General features: G+C 63.2%; 17 protein-coding genes. 13 read left to right on the forward strand and 4 right to left on the reverse strand.

What is annotated here, in order from left to right; all coding sequences use genetic code 11:
- Window positions 1-92 precede the first annotated feature (92 nt).
- The 8 genes from C4K39_RS14680 to C4K39_RS14715 all read left to right on the forward strand — a co-directional run bounded on the left by C4K39_RS14680 (window position 93) and on the right by C4K39_RS14715 (window position 7,514).
- Window positions 93-653: a carboxymuconolactone decarboxylase family protein gene (locus C4K39_RS14680; protein WP_068587341.1), complete on the forward strand. Its 561-nt coding sequence runs from the start codon at window positions 93-95 to the stop codon at window positions 651-653.
- 45 nt (window positions 654-698) lie between these two features.
- A complete protein-coding gene (locus C4K39_RS14685) occupies window positions 699-1,766 on the forward strand; it encodes an acyl-CoA dehydrogenase family protein (RefSeq protein ID WP_068587343.1) in 1,068 nt (355 codons plus the stop codon).
- The gene (locus C4K39_RS14690) at window positions 1,763-2,602 is read left to right on the forward strand and encodes an ABC transporter ATP-binding protein (RefSeq protein WP_124346785.1); all 840 of its coding nucleotides are present in this window, start codon (window positions 1,763-1,765) and stop codon (window positions 2,600-2,602) included. The genes C4K39_RS14685 and C4K39_RS14690 overlap by 4 nt, the downstream gene beginning before the upstream one ends.
- Complete coding sequence (locus C4K39_RS14695; protein WP_068587348.1) at window positions 2,568-3,767, forward strand: ABC transporter substrate-binding protein; 1,200 nt, start codon at window positions 2,568-2,570, stop codon at window positions 3,765-3,767. The genes C4K39_RS14690 and C4K39_RS14695 overlap by 35 nt, the downstream gene beginning before the upstream one ends.
- Window positions 3,767-4,528: an ABC transporter permease gene (locus C4K39_RS14700; protein ID WP_124346786.1), complete on the forward strand. Its 762-nt coding sequence runs from the start codon at window positions 3,767-3,769 to the stop codon at window positions 4,526-4,528. The genes C4K39_RS14695 and C4K39_RS14700 overlap by 1 nt, the downstream gene beginning before the upstream one ends.
- Before the next feature lie 127 nt (window positions 4,529-4,655).
- Window positions 4,656-5,240: a TetR/AcrR family transcriptional regulator gene (locus tag C4K39_RS14705; RefSeq protein WP_124346787.1), complete on the forward strand. Its 585-nt coding sequence runs from the start codon at window positions 4,656-4,658 to the stop codon at window positions 5,238-5,240.
- Window positions 5,241-5,374: 134 nt separating this feature from the next.
- Window positions 5,375-6,235, forward strand: a complete 861-nt coding sequence (locus tag C4K39_RS14710) for an NAD(P)-dependent oxidoreductase (protein WP_124346788.1) — start codon at window positions 5,375-5,377, stop codon at window positions 6,233-6,235.
- A 76-nt stretch (window positions 6,236-6,311) separates the two neighbouring features.
- The gene (locus C4K39_RS14715; RefSeq protein WP_124346789.1) at window positions 6,312-7,514 is read left to right on the forward strand and encodes an MFS transporter; all 1,203 of its coding nucleotides are present in this window, start codon (window positions 6,312-6,314) and stop codon (window positions 7,512-7,514) included.
- Here C4K39_RS14715 and C4K39_RS14720 read toward each other — a convergent pair.
- From C4K39_RS14720 to C4K39_RS14735, 4 genes are all read right to left on the reverse strand, one after another.
- On the reverse strand, window positions 7,490-8,275 hold the full coding sequence (locus C4K39_RS14720; RefSeq protein ID WP_124346790.1) for a type 1 glutamine amidotransferase domain-containing protein: 786 nt from the start codon (window positions 8,273-8,275) through the stop codon (window positions 7,490-7,492). The genes C4K39_RS14715 and C4K39_RS14720 overlap by 25 nt on opposite strands.
- A gap of 107 nt (window positions 8,276-8,382) precedes the next feature.
- Window positions 8,383-9,222, reverse strand: coding sequence for a metal-dependent hydrolase (locus C4K39_RS14725; RefSeq protein WP_124346791.1), 840 nt, complete (start codon window positions 9,220-9,222; stop codon window positions 8,383-8,385).
- Between the two features lie 38 nt (window positions 9,223-9,260).
- Complete coding sequence (locus C4K39_RS14730) at window positions 9,261-10,160, reverse strand: SDR family NAD(P)-dependent oxidoreductase (RefSeq protein ID WP_124346792.1); 900 nt, start codon at window positions 10,158-10,160, stop codon at window positions 9,261-9,263.
- Complete coding sequence (locus C4K39_RS14735) at window positions 10,141-11,715, reverse strand: flavin-containing monooxygenase (RefSeq protein WP_124346793.1); 1,575 nt, start codon at window positions 11,713-11,715, stop codon at window positions 10,141-10,143. The genes C4K39_RS14730 and C4K39_RS14735 overlap by 20 nt, the downstream gene beginning before the upstream one ends.
- Before the next feature lie 262 nt (window positions 11,716-11,977).
- Between C4K39_RS14735 and C4K39_RS14740 the strand changes: the two genes are divergently transcribed.
- The 5 genes from C4K39_RS14740 to praA (C4K39_RS14760) all read left to right on the forward strand — a co-directional run bounded on the left by C4K39_RS14740 (window position 11,978) and on the right by praA (C4K39_RS14760) (window position 16,551).
- Entirely contained in the window at window positions 11,978-12,973 is a 996-nt protein-coding gene (locus C4K39_RS14740; RefSeq protein WP_068587361.1) for an alpha/beta fold hydrolase, read from the forward strand.
- 291 nt (window positions 12,974-13,264) lie between these two features.
- Window positions 13,265-14,542, forward strand: coding sequence for an alkane 1-monooxygenase (locus C4K39_RS14745; RefSeq protein WP_124346794.1), 1,278 nt, complete (start codon window positions 13,265-13,267; stop codon window positions 14,540-14,542).
- A gap of 156 nt (window positions 14,543-14,698) precedes the next feature.
- Entirely contained in the window at window positions 14,699-15,190 is a 492-nt protein-coding gene (gene praA, locus C4K39_RS14750; protein WP_068576070.1) for an alkane oxidation protein activator PraA, read from the forward strand.
- A 203-nt stretch (window positions 15,191-15,393) separates the two neighbouring features.
- Complete coding sequence (praB, locus tag C4K39_RS14755; protein WP_124346795.1) at window positions 15,394-15,876, forward strand: alkane oxidation protein activator PraB; 483 nt, start codon at window positions 15,394-15,396, stop codon at window positions 15,874-15,876.
- A 183-nt stretch (window positions 15,877-16,059) separates the two neighbouring features.
- Entirely contained in the window at window positions 16,060-16,551 is a 492-nt protein-coding gene (gene praA / locus C4K39_RS14760) for an alkane oxidation protein activator PraA (protein WP_124346796.1), read from the forward strand.
- Window positions 16,552-16,624 lie beyond the last annotated feature (73 nt).

A 16,624-nucleotide genomic window follows, 5' to 3' on the forward strand; every position in this document is an offset into this window, starting at 1 on the left:
CTCAGGAGCAAGTAATCGCTACTTTAGAATATGGATCGGAATTCTTATAACCAACAGACTTGGCGCACACCTTCACCACAGGAGTCCACTCCATGTCCCGCGTCACTCTACACACCTTGTCCAGCGCTCCAGAAGCGGCCCGGCCTTTCCTGGAAAACGCCCAGAAGAATTCCGGCTTCATCCCTAACCTGCTGGGCATCCTGGCCAATGCCCCGGCTGCCCTGGAAACCTATGTCACGGTCTCGGGGCTCAATGCCAAGTCCGAACTGAGCCTGGCCGAGCGTGAAGTGGTGCAGTTGATTGCCGCCACCACCCATGGTTGCGATTTCTGTGTCGCAGGTCATACCGCTGTCGCCCTGAACAAGGCCAAACTCGCCGATCCGGTGGTCAGCGCCCTGCGTGAACAGAGCACCTTGCCTGAAGCTCGGCTGGAGGTCCTGGCGGCGTTCGCCCGGGAAGTCATCGCTACCCGGGGCAAGGTCAGTGACCAGCGCTATGCCGAATTCAAGGCCGCAGGATACAGCGAAGGCAATGCCCTGGAAGTGATCCTGGGCATCAGCCTGGCGACCCTGTGCAACTTCGCCAACGTGTTCGCCGGTACTGAATTGAACCCCGAGCTGGCCAGGTATCGCTGGTCTGTGCAGGGCCAATGAGCAGGGCGTCGCCAAGCGGCGACGCCCCTTCAAGGAGAAAATCACATGCTCAATGCGCAATTGAGTCAATGGCTGGATGCCCAGGCCCAGGCGCTGGACCTGGGGCAGTGCGATCCGCAATCGGTGCTCGCTCAACTGGCGGCCGGCGGTGTGCTGCGAGCTGGCATCAGCCAGGCCCAGGGGGGCAGTGGCGGGGACCTGGGCGACGCCCTGGAAGTCATGGCCGAAGTGGCCAGCCACTCCCTGGCGGCGGCATTCGTCTGCTGGGGCCAGCGCGCCTTCATCGAGTACCTGTTGCACAGTCCCAACCAGGCCTTGCGTGAACGGCTGTTGCCGTCACTGCTCAGTGGCGAACTGGCCGGTGCCACCGGGCTGTCCAACGCCATGAAGTTCCTCTCCGGGATCGAGGCCCTGCAAGTCCGGGCGCAGGACCAGGCCCATGGCTGGCGCCTCAACGGGCGCCTGCATTGGGTGACCAACCTGCGCAAGAGCGGTTTCGTGGTGGCCGCGGCGGTAGAGCGTGAGGAGGGCGGGGCGCCTTTCATCCTGGCGATTCCTGACGGCTTGCCGGGGCTTGAGCGTTCCGAGGACCTGCAACTGATGGGCTTGCAGTCGAGCAATACCGCGGCCCTCGACCTGGAGCAGGTCGAGGTCGCTCGTGACTGGCTGTTGCATGAGGACGCCCGCCAGTTCCTGCCGGCAGTGCGTCCGGCGTTCCTGGGCCTGCAATGCGCCCTGGCCATTGGCCTTGCCCGCCGGGCACTGGCCGAGGTCGAGCAGCATATCCAGGGCGTTCGCTCGGTGCTCCAGGAGCCTTTGCTGGAGCAGCGCGAACAACTGCAACGGACCGTCGCCGAACTCAAGGCCGGCTTGCTCGACGGACGCTTCCTGGGCGAGCCCGCCGCCTTGTTCCGGGTCCGTATCGCCCTGGCTGAGGCCACGGCCAACGCCGTGCAACTGGAACTCCAGGCCAGCGGTGGCAAGGCCTACCTGTGCGAGCACGGCAGTGGTTTCGCCCGGCGCTGGCGCGAGTCGGCCTTCGTGCCCATCGTCACCCCGAGCCTGGTGCAACTGCGTGCCGAGCTGCAGCGCCAGGCGCGGAATGCCGCATGAGTGGCTTGTTGAATGCACGGCAGATCAGCCTGGGGTATCGCGCGGCGGACGGCTGGCACTCGGTATTGGAAGACTTCGACCTGCAATTGCAGGTCGGGGAGGTGGTCTCGGTACTGGGTCCCAGCGGCGTCGGCAAGTCCAGCCTGCTGCGGGTCCTGGCCGGGCTGCAATCACCGCACAAGGGCCAGGTGAGCCTGGCCGGCGAGGTGCTGGAGGGGCCTCATCCGCGGGTTGCTGTGGCATTCCAGGACCCCAGCCTGTTGCCGTGGCTGAACCTGGAGCACAACGTGGCTTTCGGCCTGGACTTTGCCCGCCAGCCGCGCCTGAGCGCCCGCCAGCGCCAGGAGCGTATCGACCAGGCCATTGCCGATGTCGGCCTGGAGCACGCCCGCCAGCGCTATCCGGCGCAGTTGTCGGGCGGCATGGCGCAACGTACCGCGTTGGCCCGCTGCCTGGCCCGCCAGCCGCAGGTGTTGCTGCTGGACGAACCTTTCGGGGCCCTGGACGAAGTGACCCGGGCCGACATGCAGCAACTGCTGCTCAAGGTGATCGGCCAGCACCGGACTTCGGCGCTGTTGATCACCCACGATATCGACGAGGCCCTGCTGTTGTCCGATCGGGTGCTGCTACTGGGTAACAGCCCGGCGCACATCCTCGGCCAATGGCGTATCGAGCTGCCGGCACCCCGTGCCGAGCGGATCGAGGAGTTGGGCGCCTTGCGTATCGAGATTCTCAAGACCCTTCGGCGGGCGAGCCGCAACCCTCTCAATTCCCCTTTGCCTGCACCGTCGGAGATTGACCATGTGCCTGGACGACTTCACCCACACGCGTCGTGACTTCCTCAAACTCAGCGCGCTGCTGACCGCCGGTGGCGCCTTGCCGCTGCTCAATAGCCTGCAGGCTCGCGCGGCCCAGGAGCCGGATGCGCCAGTGCGCATCGGCTACCTGCCGATCACCGACGCCACGCCCTTATTGGTTGCCCACAACAACGGCCTGTTCGAGGCCGAGGGCATCAAGGCCGAGCGTCCGGTGCTGTTGCGCAGTTGGGCCCAGGTGATCGAGGCGTTCATTTCCGGGCAGGTCAACGTGATCCACCTGTTGTCGCCAATGACCGTCTGGGCCCGCTATGGCAGCAAGGTCCCGGCCAAGGTGGTGGCCTGGAACCATGTCGGCGGTTCCGGCCTGACCGTGGCCCCTGGCATTACCGAGGTCAGGCAACTGGCGGGACAGTCCCTGGCGATTCCGTTCTGGTACTCGATCCACAACGTGGTACTCCAGCAGTTGCTACGTGACAGTGGCCTGGTGCCGGTGAGCAAGGCCACCGGTAGCGCCCTGGGGGCCAATGAGGTCAACCTGGTGGTGCTGCCGCCCTCGGACATGCCGCCAGCCCTGGCCAGCAAGCGCATCGCCGGCTACATCGTCGCCGAACCCTTCAATGCCCTGGCCGAGGAACTCAAGGTCGGCCGGGTGCAGCGCTTTACCGGCGATGTCTGGCGCAATCACGCCTGCTGCGTGGTGTTCATGCATGAGCACGATCTGAACAACCGACCCGAGTGGTCGCAGAAAGTGGTCAACGCCATCGTCAAGGCCCAGCTCTGGACCCGCGAACATCGCGCCGAGGCCGCGCAACTGCTGTCCAAGGACGGTAGCAACCGCTACACCCCCCATGCGCCCCAGGTGCTGGGTCGGGTATTGGCGCCGGCAGCCACGGACCGCGAGGCCTACTTGGCCAGTGGCGCGATCCGCAATGGCCAGTGGGATGAGCAGCGCATCGACTTCCAGCCCTATCCGTTCCCCAGCTACACCGAAGAGCTGGTCAAGCGCCTGAAGGACACGCTGATCGAGGGGGACAAGGGCTTTCTTGCCGGTCTCGACCCGCGGCACGCCGCTGGCGATTTGGTGGACGACCGTTTTGTGCGCAACGCCATCGCCAGCGTTGGCGGGCTCAAGGCCTTTGGCCTGGCGGAAAGCTTCGAGCGCAGCGAGGAGTTCGCGTTCTGATGGACAAGCAACCTTCTTCCCTGGGCCATTGGGGCCTGGGGCTGGCCGGTCTGGCCAGCCTGTTGCTGGGCTGGTGGCTGGGTGTGCACCTGCTGGCTGGCGACGGCTTGGCGATGCGTTTCTCGCCCGAGGCGACTTTCTCCAGCCTGGCCGAGCTGCTGGGGCGTGGCGAGTTGTACGAGCACATCGGGGTCAGTCTCAAGCGCATTGTGCTGGGGCTGTTGCTGGCCTTGCTGGTCGGGGTGCCCCTGGGCCTGCTGGTGGGCAGCTATCGGCACCTGGAGGCGGCCACCACTCCGGCATTCCAGTTCCTGCGGATGATCTCGCCGCTGTCATGGATGCCGGTGGTGGTGATGTTGATGGGCGTGGGCGATCAGCCGATCTACTTCCTGCTGGCCTTTGCCGCGTTGTGGCCGATTCTGCTCAACACCGCCGCTGGGGTGCGTCAACTGGACCCGCGCTGGTTGCAGTTGAGCCGCAGCCTGAGCGCCACCCGCTGGGAGACCTTGTGCAAGGTCATCCTGCCGGGGGTCGTGGGGCATGTGCTGACGGGAGTGCGCCTGGCCATCGGTATCTTGTGGATCGTCCTGGTGCCCTGCGAAATGCTCGGTGTCAGCGCCGGGCTGGGTTACTTCATTCTCGATACCCGTGATCGCCTGGCCTATTCGGAGTTGATGGCCATGGTGCTGTTGATCGGCGCCCTGGGTTTTGCCCTGGATGCCATGGCTCGCAGCCTGCATCGCCGCTGGGCCCACGCCTGAGCGGCATCGGACCATTCCCGGATGAGTCTCTCGCCGGCGGTACCGGGGATTATTTTCCCCGGTACGGTTGACGCTCACCCGTAGCACCTTTAACTTATGGAACGATCATTCCATAAAGGTGTTTGCCGTGCGTCCCAAGGAGTTCGACCCCGACCAGATCGCCGATGCTGCCATGCAGGTGTTCTGGCAGCGCGGTTATGCCGCCACTTCCATCCAGGACCTGGTGGAGGGCACAGGCCTGAGCCGCAGCAGCCTGTACAACGCCTTCGACAGCAAGCATGGGCTCTACATGTGCGCGCTCAAGCGTTATCAGCAGATGACCACGGCCAATATCGAACTATTGGGCCAAGAGGCTCCGGCCCTGGAGCGGGTGCGGCGCCTGCTGATGAAGATCGTCGACAACGAACTGCAGGACGATCAGCGCCTGGGCTGCCTGGCGGCTAATGCTTCACTGGAAATGGCCGGTCAGGACCCGGTGGTGGCGCAATGGGTTGCGCAGAACTTCAAGCGCATCGAGGCAGCGCTGGAGCAAGTGCTGCGACAGGGGCAGGAACAGGGACAGGTCGCGTCGCAGAAGAATCCCCGGGCCCTGGCCAGCTTTGTGGTGTGCACCATCCAGGGCCTGCGGGTACTGGGCAAGGGCAGCCTGCCTGATGAGCGCCGCCAGCGCCTGCTGGATGTCGTGGAGGTGGCCGTGGCCAGCCTGGCCTGACGCCAGGCGTGGCCGTTGTCCAGGCCGCTGTACAGCGGTCGATGTATCGCTCAGCCAGCCCGCGGGGTGGCTGTTTTTTTACCCTTTATTGGAATGATCATTCCAAAAAATCGCTGAAATCGGAGAAACACATCATGTCCACGCCATTTCGTTCAGTCGCGGTATTGGGTATCGGCATCATGGGGGCGGCGGTAGCGCGCAACCTGCAACGCCGTGGGTTTGCAGTGCGTGCCTGGAATCGCACGCCACAGCGGGCCCAGGCGCTGCAGGAAGAGGGCGTCCAGGTGTTCGAGCAGGCCGTGGATGCCGTGCGTGGGGCTGAGGTGATCATTACCCTGGCCAAGGATGGCCCCGCCGTGCTGGCGGCCATGGAGCAGGCTGGCCCGGCCCTGGAGCCCGGTATGCTCTGGCTGCAAATGGCCACGGTGGGCGTCCAGGCCTGTGATGAGCTGCATGGCTTTGCCCAGGCCCGGGGGCTGGTGTTCTACGACGCCCCAGTCCTCGGTACCCGGCAGCCAGCGGAACAGGGGCAACTGCTGGTGCTGGGGGCGGGGCCCGAGAAGTACCGGGCCCAGCTCCAATCGCTGTTCGATGCCATTGCCAAGCGAGTGACCTGGGTCAGTGAAGTGCCTGGCGGCGGCAGTCGCTTGAAGTTGGCCCTCAACAGCTGGGTGCTGGCCTTGACCCACGGCGCCGCGGAGTGCCTGGCGCTGGCCAGGGGGCTTGGCGTGGACCCGGCGCTGGTGGTCGAGTTGGTCACCGGCGGCCCCCTGGACAGCGGCTACTTCCAGGCCAAGACCGCCGCCATGCTCAACGATGATTACCGCCCCAGCTTCACCCTCGCCAATGCCTTGAAGGATGCCCAGCTGATGGTGGCTGCCGCGCAGCAGGCCGGAGTCAAGGTCGATCTGGCCGAGGCAGGGATCCAGCGTTTCCAGCGCGCCCTCGACAAAGGCCATGGCGACAAGGACATGGCTGCCTCCTACCTCGGCTGAAACCCGGCCTTTTACTGCGGTGGCCACAGTGGTGCCTGCCGCAGCCCTGATCGTTGCTTGCGTGAGTATCTTCAGAATGAACATCCCTGAATCTTATCCGGCCGCCGCCACGCGGCTGCCGGTCTGGCGCCTCTTGGCCCTGACCCTGGCTGGCTTCATCGCCATCGTCACCGAAACCCTGCCCGCCGGACTGCTGCCGCAGATCAGCCATGGCCTGGCCATCGACCAGGCCATGGCCGGACAGTTGATCAGCGTCTATGCCCTGGGCTCGGTGGCGGCCGCCATTCCGCTGGTCGCCGCGACCCGCAGTTGGCGGCGCCGGCCCTTGTTGTTGCTGGCTATTGGCGGCTTGCTCCTAGGTAACAGCCTCACGGCTCTGTCGACTCACTATGGCCTGACCCTGGTCGCGCGGTTTGCCGCTGGCATGGCGGCTGGGCTGGTCTGGGGATTGCTGGCCGGTTACGCGCGGCGCCTGGTGGTCCCTGCGTTGCAGGGGCGGGCGCTGGCAGTGATGGGCGTCGGCCAGCCGCTGGCCCTGTGCCTGGGCGTGCCGCTGGGCACTTGGCTCGGGACCTGGATGGACTGGCAATCGGTGTTCTGGAGCTTGTCCCTATTGGCCCTGGCCTTGTGGCTCTGGGTGCGCCTGGCGGTCCCTGATCAGCCCGGGCAACAAGCCGGTCAACGCCAGCCATTGGGGAAGATTTTCCTGACTCCGGGGATTGCCCAGGCGCTGCTGGTGATCTTCGTCTGGATCCTGGCCCATAACATTCTCTACACCTATATCGCGGTGTTCCTCGAATCCCTGGGGCTGGCCAGCAGCCTGGACCGCGCCTTGTTGCTGTTCGGCCTGGCGTCGCTGCTGGGGATCTGGGGCACCGGATTGCTGGTGGATCGCTGGCTGCGGGGCCTGACCCTGTGCAGCCTGGCGGGTTTCGCCCTGGCCTGCTTGCTATTGGGGATCGCTGGCCGGCAGCCATGGCTGGTATGGCCGGCCATCATCGCCTGGGGCCTGACCTTCGGTGGTGCACCGACCCTGCTGCAGACTGCCGTGGCAGACGCCGCCGGGGAAGGGGCCGATGTCGCCCAGTCGATGCTGGTGACCCTGTTCAACCTGGGCATCGCCGGTGGCGGGGTGGTGGGCGGCCTGTTGCTGCAGCGTTTCGGTGCGCTGTCCTTCCCCTGGGCGATGGCGGCCCTGGCCATGATGGGGCTGGTACTGGTCTGGGCGGCTCGCCGATACGCCTTCAAGCCGGGTCAGCGGGTGACCTGTAGCGGCTGAGGCTGGGCAGTGCGCGCTTGCTGCAGCAGCTCCACCCACTCGTTGGCAAAGCGGTGGCAGTCCCCGGGCCAGCGTGCAGTCAGCAAGTTGCGATCGCGGACTACGAAACCGCGCTCGGGATGCTGCGCCGAATCGCGCCTGGGCAGCAACGGACCACGGATGAAGTCCTGCGGGTTGGCCAGGACCGACTTGATCTCTTCTTCGACGCTGTGGTCGTAGGTGCGGTAATAGCGTCCCAGCCATGGGGCGGTGGCGATCCAGGCCATCAGTTCCATGGGGCCGGCCAGCAAGGCCGTGACCTTGCGCCCGTAAAGCACCGAGTGGCCAGTCTGCGGATCGATGCAGCGAGCCAGGGCCAGGGGGCCGTGGCACACCGCGGCTACCGGTTTGTCGGCGCGAAAGAAGGCCAGGATGATCCGCCGCACTTGATCAGATTCCAGCAGGCTGCGCATGCCTCGGGCATGGCCTCCCGGGATCAGCAGGCCCTCGAACGCCTGCGGATCGACGTCGGCGTAGCCCAGCGGATCGCGAAAGGCCGGATCGCGGGTCATGTCATGGTAGCGCTCCAGGTCGGCGGCGCGGGTCATGAGCATCGGGTTGAGCGGGCCGAAGCCCAGGCTGACCAGGCGCGAGTCGGCATAGGCCGGCATCCCCAATGGTGTTGCAAAGCACGCCTCGAAACCGGCCTGCCGGGCGGCTTGCCAGGGCAGGCCGCTTTCGGTGGGGTCGTAGTCGGCGTGGGGCAGCAGGATCAGGAACATGGGCAGGCTCGGGAGCACGAAGGGTCCGCTGCAGATTAGCAGCCCCCGAGGATTGCGCCGGGCACTGCCCAGGCCGCCCGTGATTGTCGAGTGCCCGGCACGGCCTCTTACTTGGCTGCCGCGGAGCGGGTCTGCTCGATGTCTCGTACCAGGCCATCGATGCGCTGCAACTGGTGGCGGTTGTCGTGATCCCAGGGGTGGAACCCCGGCTTGAAGTACTGCAGCCAGGGCAGGGCGATCCGTGGGAATACCCCCTTGGGCCCGTAGAGGTACTTGATCACCTGCCACATCCCGCGCCAGTGGCCACCACGCTTGCGATCGGCGATCAGCAGGCGCACATGGAAATCGAACACCACCAGCCAGAAGGTCAGGGTGGTGAACAGCATGGTGCCGGTGCGGATCAGATAGCGTTTGGGGCCCGGCTTGAGCACGGTGTTCCAGACGTCGTAGGCCACCGCCTTGTGCTCGGTCTCCTCCAGCGCGTGCCACTGCCACATCTGCCGGTAGCCTTCCACCGAGTCACCGAAGCGACTGGGATCACGCAGCAGCAGGTCGGCGAGGATCGCCGTGTAGTGCTCCAGGGCGATGGTCAGCGCCAGGTTGAAGGCGGGAGCGAAGTGCTTCTTCTGGAAGTCGAGGATCATGCGCAAGCGCCGATCCAGCAGGTGGGCCGGCAACCCGGCGTTTTGCAGCAGGTCGTTGTACTGCTGGTGCTCGCGGCTGTGCATGGCCTCCTGGCCGATAAAACCCTGGATCTGGCGCTTGAGCTCGGGATCGTGGATGTGCTCGCGGTAGTGGCGCACGCTGTCCATGAAGAACAGCTCGCCGGATGGAAACAGCAGGGACAGGGCATTGAAGAAATGGCTCACGTGGCTGCCTTGTTCGTGCCAATCGCAGATGCGCTCGGCGGGCAGTTCGACCTTGATGTCACGGCGGACGGGCAGCATGGCTGTCGCTCCTCTAGACATGGAAATAGGTTGCGGCCTCACAGGCCGCGTTCATCCTGGGGTTCATACACCGCTGGCCGAGCCTTGCCCGGCTTGGGCGCCATGCGTCGGCTGACCCATACCACCAGGGCCTGGTAGGCGCTGGGCAAGAGGCGGATGAACAGGTCGAGGAAGTGCGCGTCGCGGCCGATCAGTACCCGGCGCTTGTTCTTGCGCACCCCCAGGAGGATGACCTTGGCGGCGGTTTGCGCCGAGGTGATGAACAGCTTTTCGAAGTCGTCACGGGCTTGCTGTTCGTTGTCGATGAGGAATCCCTTGACGTTGTCGCTGATGCGGCTGGTGCGAGCGATGTCGGTACGGATGCCGCCGGGGTGCACGCAGGTGGCGGAGACTCCGTTGCCCTGCAGGTCGAGTTCCTGGCGCAGGGACTCGGTAAAGCCGCGCACGGCGAACTTGGTGGCGTTGTAGCCGCTCATGCCCGGTTGCGAGAACAGCCCGAACACGCTGGAGGTGTTGATGATGTGGCCGTCGCCCGCCTGCTTGAGGTAGGGCAGGAAGGCCTGGGTGCCATGCACCACGCCCCAGAAGTTGACATCGACGATCCACTCCAGGTCCGCCAGGCTCGAGCCTTCGACAGTGCTCGACAGGGCGACCCCGGCGTTGTTGAAGATCAGGTTGATCTGACCGTGCTCGGCAGCGCTGGCGGCGGCCCAGGCGAACATGGCGTCGCGATCGCCGACGTCCAGCTCCTGGCTGCTGATGCGCAATGGCAACAAGGTGGCGGCCTGGGCCTGGGCGACGGTTTGGGCCAGGCCCTGGGGATTCTTGTCGGCCAGGGCCAGGTGGCAGCCTTCGCGGGCCAGGGCGATGGCCAGGGCGCGCCCCATGCCGGAGGCCGCACCGGTGATGGCGGCGACTTTACCGTTGAAGTTCTTCATGGGTGACGGCCTCTTGCAGGTTCAGTGGATGCGCGACGATTGGTGCGGCGACAGGAACGGGGCCGGGCAGGCGGCTGCTCAGGTAGTCCCGTAGTTCGAAGTGCTGCAGGGTCTTCTTGAAGCTCAGGGTTGAGCCGGGCCAGAGCGTGGTGTTCTGCCCGCTGCGTGGGTCCAGGTACCAGCTGCGGCAACCGCCGGTGGACCAGATGGCCCCGGCCAGGCGTTGTTGCAGGCGCTGGTTGTACTGGCGCTCGACGTCGGCCTTGACCTCCAGGGCGCCAATGCCGTCCTGGCGCATCCGCTCCAGGGCCTTGAGGATGTAGTCCACCTGGGCCTCGATCATCAGGATCATCGAGTTATGCCCCAGCCCGGTGTTGGGGCCGACGATCATGAACAGGTTGGGGAACCCCGGCAGGCAGGTGCCCAGGTAGGCGTGGGCGCCTTTGGACCAGTAGTCCATCAGGTCCTGGCCCTGGCGGCCGAAGAGCAGGCCATGGGGCAGCGGGTCGGTGGCCTGGAAGCCAGTACCGAAGATGATGCAGTCCACGGGATGGCGGGTGCCGTCGGCAGTGACCACGGCATCGGCCTCGATGCGCTCGATGGCTTCGCTGACCACGCCGACGTTGCCCCTGGACAGGGCCGGGTAGTAGTCGTTGGAGATCAGGATGCGCTTGCAGCCGATGGTGTAGTCGGGAGTCAGGCGCTGGCGCAGCAGTGGGTCGGGCACTTGCTTGCGCAAGTGGCGCAAGGCTACGCGCTGCACCACCTTCATCAGTTTGGGCCGCCGGGCGAAAGCGATCACCCGGCTTTCCAGGGCCCAGTACAGCGCCGAGCGAGCCAGGCGCTGGGTAAAGGGCAGGTGCTTGAAGGCCCAGCGCTCCAGGGCACCGAGCTTGCGATCGGGCTTGGGCATGATCCACGGTGGGGTGCGTTGGAACAGCTTGAGCTGAGCCACTCGCGGGGCGATCTTCGGTACGAACTGGACGGCACTGGCACCGGTGCCGATCACCGCGACCCGCTTGCCTTGCAGGGAGTAGCGATGGTCCCACTGCTGGGAGTGGAAGCGCTTGCCGGTGAATGTCTCGAGCCCCGGGATGTCCGGGATCGCCGGGCGCGACAGGCCGCCCATGCCGGACACCAGGACCCGGGCGCTGACCCGGCGGCCATTACTGAAATGCAGTTGCCAACGCTCGCGATCCTCATCGAAGACCGCTTGCTCCAGGCCCATGTTGAAGCACAGGTAGGGCGCCAGGGCGAAATCCCGGGCGCAGTTTTCCAGGTATTCGCGGATTTCCGGCTGGGGGGCGAATTGCCGCGTCCAGTTCGGGTTGGGAGCAAAGGAAAAGGAATAGACATGGGATTGCACGTCGCAGGCGCAGCCCGGGTAGTGGTTGTCGCGCCATGTGCCCCCCAGGGAGGCAGCCTGTTCGGCAACGAAGAAATCCGTGATTCCGGCCTGCTTGAGCTTGATCGCCATGCACAAGCCGGCAAAGCCTGCGCCGATGATGGCGATATCGACGACCTCGGGGCCGTCGGGTGGCGAGTACGCATTCATTGTGTGTACCTCGATTGTAGTAACGCTTGGGTGACTTTCGTCAGTGAGTGAAAACTCAGGATTGCACAATTTAAAATAATGTTTTAAAAATTAATTTAAATAAATCACCTGAAAATGTCACCTGCGCTCGTCGCCTGTGGATTTGCGGGCTCCATCCGGACTTGGGTGGGATTCCACAGGCGGTACCAGGCCAGGGCGACAAGCCGGGCCGGATCAGTGATTCGGTTGCCGCGCGAGACAGGTCAGCTCGAGGGGGCGTGGTATGGAATGGCTGGTAGCGGCGACGGTATTCCTGGTGGTCAGTGTGGTGCTTTGGCTGGTGAGCTTTCGTATCGACCGCAAGATAGAAAGCCAGGTGCCGATCAACGGGCGCTTTCTTGAGGTCGGGGGCGAACGCCTGCACTACACCGATGAGGGCAGGGGGCCGGTGCTCCTGATGATCCACGGCCTGTCCGGCTGCGCACGCAACCTGACCCATTCCCTGGCGCCACAACTGCGTGAGCAGTTTCGGGTGATCACTCTCGATCGCCCCGGCTCCGGTTACTCCACCCGGGCCCGAGGGGCCCCGGCCGACCTGCCGGCCCAGGCCAGCCTGATCGCCAAGTTCATCCGGACCCTGGACCTTGGGCAACCTTTGGTGCTCGGGCATTCCCTGGGTGGCGCCATTGCCTTGTCGCTGGCGCTGAATCACCCGCAGTCTGTGTCGGGGCTGGTCCTGGTGGCGCCCCTGACCCACCCGCAACGGATGTTGCCCCTGGTGTTCCTGTCCCTGGGCGTGCGGCCGGCCCTGCTGCGCCGCTGGATGTCACTGACGTTGGCCGCGCCCATGGCCATGCTCGGGCGGCACAGCCTGGTCAAGGCGGTATTCGCCCCGGACCCGGTGCCCGAGGACTTTGCGGTACGCGGCGGCGGCCTCTTGGGCATGCGTACGAGCAACTTCTACAACGCCTCCAGCGAGATTGCCGTGGTCAACCGGGCCTTGCCCGACATGGTCAAGCATTACTCCAGCCTGAAGCTGCCGGTGGGCCTGATCTACGGCTCCAAGGACCCGGTCCTGAGCTACCGCAGGCACGGCGAGTCCATGGTCGGCAAGGTGCCGGGCCTGGCGCTGGAGATCGTTCAAGGGCGCGGACACATGCTGCCCATTACCGCGGTAGAACGGGTGGTCGCCATGGTCCGGCACGTTGCCGGGCAGGCCGGACCGCAGCGTAGCGCGACCATATTGCATCCGCCGTTCGCGGCATCACGAGCAGGCTAGGGGCGTGGTGCGGGGTGCTTTCGGGGGCCCGGCGACGACTTTGGCAGCAGCTGTAACTGCTTTACGGGCGACATTCAAAACAGACTGAAAAAATAGTTGACGAGCTATCGAATCCGCGCTATTTATTTTAAAAAAATGTTTTGAATGTTTTTTTTGAAAGTGCAATTGAGTGGTTAAAATAATGAAAATACCGCCATTTCACGCTTCATCTTCATTCACTCTCGCTTCGGACAGCGCAGATGCGCTTTCCTTTATAGCATCCTTGTCCTCTGCCATCCTGCGGAGGCTGCCATGAATGTTTCAGTGGCGGCACCTCAAGTCTGGACCGATGGCAAGCGTCACCTGTGGTGGCTGGGCACCTTGCCCATGATCACCCCCTTGTTGTCTGGAGTGTTCGCGCTCCTTACCGGTATCCAGCTCTCCTGGTGGATCGGTGTACTGGTGATCTTCGGCCTGATCCCCTTGATCGACGGCCTGATTGGCGAAGACACCAGCAACCCACCTGAATCCGCCGTTCCAGACCTGGAAAAACAACCCTACTACCGTTTCATCGTCTACAGCTGTGCCGTGCTCTCGGTGCTGTCCCTGATAGTCACCGCCTGGATGGCGGTCCATGGGGTGGACTGGATCATGGCCGGCGGCCTGGTCCAGCTGAGCGAACAGCTGCACCTGCAGGGCGGCCTGGCGAATTTCGCGGCATTCGTTACCGAACGTTCGCAATTGCACGGCAGCGTGACCTGGTTCACCTACCTGGGCATGGCCATGTCCACTGGGGCGGCTACTGGCATCGCCATCAACATCGCCCATGAGTTGGGACACAAGAACCTGCTGATGTCCAAGTTCCTGGCCAAGCTGGCCCTGGCCTCGACGTTCTATGGGCACTTTTTCGTCGAGCACAACCGTGGGCACCACGTCCGCGTGGCCACACCGGAAGACCCTGCCAGTTCGCGTCTTGGCGAGTCGTTCTGGAGCTTCCTGCCACGCACCGTGTGGTTCAGCCTGCGCTCGGCCTGGCACCTGGAAAGCGAGCGGCTGCGCAAGCAGGGCCTGCCGACCCTGCACTGGAAGAACACCGTGCTCAGTTCCTGGGCCTACAGCCTGGTGCTGTGGGGGGTGCTGATCGCTTGGCTGGGCGTTGCGGTGATCCCGTTCCTGGTGATCCAGGGCATCTACGGTTTCTCCCTGCTGGAAGTGGTGAACTACGTGGAGCACTACGGCCTGCTGCGCCAGAAACAACCCAATGGCCGCTATGAGCGCTGCTCGCCACGCCATTCCTGGAACAGCAACCGGATCGTCACCAATATCTTCCTGTTCCAGTTGCAGCGGCATTCGGACCACCATGCCAACCCCACTCGTGCCTACCAGGCGCTGCGCCACTTCGATGAGTCACCGCAGCTGCCTTATGGCTACGCCACCATGATCGTCTGGGCCTACGTACCGTTCCTCTGGCGCCGGCTGATGGATCACCGGGTATTGGCCCACTACTCGGGTGATGTACGGCTGGCCAATATCCAGCCGGCCAAGCGTGCCGAGATACTCAAGCGCTACGGCTTCAACGCAACCGATTGAGACACCGCTCTTTAGTTGTACTGCTCACCACTTCAAGTGCTCGTGAACCGGTTGTGTTCGCCTGTGATTCACCTCTTGAAGGGTGAGCAGAGCAAGACAGAAGTCCTTAAACACGTTGACCGACAACAACAATAAGCAACTGTAAGGAAGTCACGGATGTCTATCTCACCGCTGTTCGCAGCCCGTCTGTTCGTGGTCCTGGTGGGTGTATCGCTGATGAACGCGGCCGACGCCGCGCGCATCGAACCGGCCAACACCGAGTTCACCGCCAAGGGCCCCATCAGTTTTGCCAAGAGCATTATCAATGCCGATTGCACCATCCAGGTCAGCGGCAAGATCAGTCCTGATGGCAGCTATGCCAGTGTCGAGAAAGTCGATTTCAGCGGCGGCCTCAAGTGTGGCCAGGTCGAAGCCACGCACTTGCCCTGGAAGCTGATCGCCAAGGACGAAACCAGCGGTGCCATGTCGGGTATCCGGGTCACGGTGCACGCCCCCCTGGTGGGCGGTGAATGCGGCCCGAGCACAGCCGAGGGCAGCTGGAACAACACCACCGGCAAACTCGAAGCGGCCCAGGTCAGCCTCGACGGCGGCTGCACCATCAAGACCGTATCGATCCAGATGCCGCCCAAGTTCCGGGTGGCACCCTGAGTAGAAACAGAATCCAAGGAGGGACGCTGATGATCTTGCAAGCGGATTGGAAAGCCCCGGCTGTCCAAGCGGCATCGATATCACCCTAGCGCACTCCAGTACCGAATTCGGTCGAGCCGGAGCGTCGATGGCGTCATCGACAACCTGGCAAGGCTGATAACCCCCTGGCAACACTGGTTGCCTAATTCTTGAGGAAAACAACAATGCAAAGCATCAAGACTCTGGTATCTGTCGCTTCCTTCGCCATCTGCCTCGGCGCCGCGTCGATGGCTAGCGCAGCGACCATCAGCCCTGCCGGTCCGTTCTCGGCTCCGGGCTCCATCACTGTATCCTCGCCTGCGTCGTTCAATCAGCCGGTGACCTGCAACATCAACTTCACCGGTACTGTGAACGGCCCTAACGCCACCATCACTGGCGCCACTGTCAACGGTTCTAACCCACTGTGCGGTGTGCCAGTACTGCTAAACCTGCCTTGGACCCTGACTCCCGCCAACGCCACCTCGGGCACTGTATCTGGCGTGAACTTCAAGATCCTCAACGACTGCAGCGCTACTCCGGTCACCATCAATATTGCCTGGAACAATGGGACCAACACCCTGAGCGTTCCTTCGGCGCAGCCAGTCGGCAAATGCAAGATCACTGCTTTGAGCGTCAACCCAGATCCACGTTTCACTGTATCGAACTGATGCAGGTGTAAGTTTCTAGCCTGCTGATCACCGGCTGGGAAAACAGGCACCTCGCTTGGGGTGCCTGTTGCAATGTATCGAAGACTGATCTGCAACGTAACTGAAAGTTGAGGTTTGATGAACTAACTAACAATAACTTGAATGGATGTTCGGTCGAGTCCAAACATTAAGAGGCATAACGCGATGAACACTATAAAAACTCTGTTTTCTGTGGCGTCTTGTGTTATCTGTCTGGGCGTGACGTCAATGGTCAGCGCAGCGACCATTGAACCTAAAGGGGCAAGTTTCACTGCTCCGGGTACTATTACGGTAAAGTCGCCAGCCTCGTTTAACAGGGCGGTGAAATGCAATATCAATTTCAGCGGTAACGTCGCGGCAGATGGCTCCAAAGCCACGATAACAGGTGCCACTGTCGGCGGTAGTAATATTCTTTGTGGTGTGCCGGTGCTGCAAAACTTGCCCTGGACCTTGACTGCCACCAGTACCACCAGCGGTACCGTCTCCGGTGTCATGTTTCAGGTTCTTTCTGCTTGCAGCGACACACCGGCGACCATCAGCGGCAACTGGAGCAATGAACAAAACAAACTATGGGTCAGTACTCCGCAACAGGTGGGGCGTTGCACGATCACGGATTTGAGTGTCAATCCAAATCCACGTTTCACTGTGTCGGATTGAGCCAGGGTTAGAACTGTTGGGCACGGGCACTTCGCTCGAAGTGCCTGTTGCAATATTTGAAGTTTTCTATGTA

Source organism: Pseudomonas sessilinigenes (assembly GCF_003850565.1).
In the GTDB taxonomy this organism is placed as follows: Bacteria; Pseudomonadota; Gammaproteobacteria; order Pseudomonadales; family Pseudomonadaceae; genus Aquipseudomonas; species Aquipseudomonas sessilinigenes.

Coding starts and splice junctions, on each gene's coding strand:
- C4K39_RS14680 (WP_068587341.1), top strand. CDS start 93: ATGTCCCGCGTCACTCTACACACCTTGTCCAGCGCTCCAGAAGCGGCC.
- C4K39_RS14685 (WP_068587343.1), top strand. CDS start 699: ATGCTCAATGCGCAATTGAGTCAATGGCTGGATGCCCAGGCCCAGGCG.
- C4K39_RS14690 (WP_124346785.1), top strand. CDS start 1,763: ATGAGTGGCTTGTTGAATGCACGGCAGATCAGCCTGGGGTATCGCGCG.
- C4K39_RS14695 (WP_068587348.1), top strand. CDS start 2,568: ATGTGCCTGGACGACTTCACCCACACGCGTCGTGACTTCCTCAAACTC.
- C4K39_RS14700 (WP_124346786.1), top strand. CDS start 3,767: ATGGACAAGCAACCTTCTTCCCTGGGCCATTGGGGCCTGGGGCTGGCC.
- C4K39_RS14710 (WP_124346788.1), top strand. CDS start 5,375: ATGTCCACGCCATTTCGTTCAGTCGCGGTATTGGGTATCGGCATCATG.
- C4K39_RS14715 (WP_124346789.1), top strand. CDS start 6,312: ATGAACATCCCTGAATCTTATCCGGCCGCCGCCACGCGGCTGCCGGTC.
- C4K39_RS14720 (WP_124346790.1), bottom strand. CDS start 8,275: ATGTTCCTGATCCTGCTGCCCCACGCCGACTACGACCCCACCGAAAGC.
- C4K39_RS14725 (WP_124346791.1), bottom strand. CDS start 9,222: ATGCTGCCCGTCCGCCGTGACATCAAGGTCGAACTGCCCGCCGAGCGC.
- C4K39_RS14730 (WP_124346792.1), bottom strand. CDS start 10,160: ATGAAGAACTTCAACGGTAAAGTCGCCGCCATCACCGGTGCGGCCTCC.
- C4K39_RS14735 (WP_124346793.1), bottom strand. CDS start 11,715: ATGAATGCGTACTCGCCACCCGACGGCCCCGAGGTCGTCGATATCGCC.
- C4K39_RS14740 (WP_068587361.1), top strand. CDS start 11,978: ATGGAATGGCTGGTAGCGGCGACGGTATTCCTGGTGGTCAGTGTGGTG.
- C4K39_RS14745 (WP_124346794.1), top strand. CDS start 13,265: ATGAATGTTTCAGTGGCGGCACCTCAAGTCTGGACCGATGGCAAGCGT.
- praA (WP_068576070.1), top strand. CDS start 14,699: ATGTCTATCTCACCGCTGTTCGCAGCCCGTCTGTTCGTGGTCCTGGTG.
- praB (WP_124346795.1), top strand. CDS start 15,394: ATGCAAAGCATCAAGACTCTGGTATCTGTCGCTTCCTTCGCCATCTGC.
- praA (WP_124346796.1), top strand. CDS start 16,060: ATGAACACTATAAAAACTCTGTTTTCTGTGGCGTCTTGTGTTATCTGT.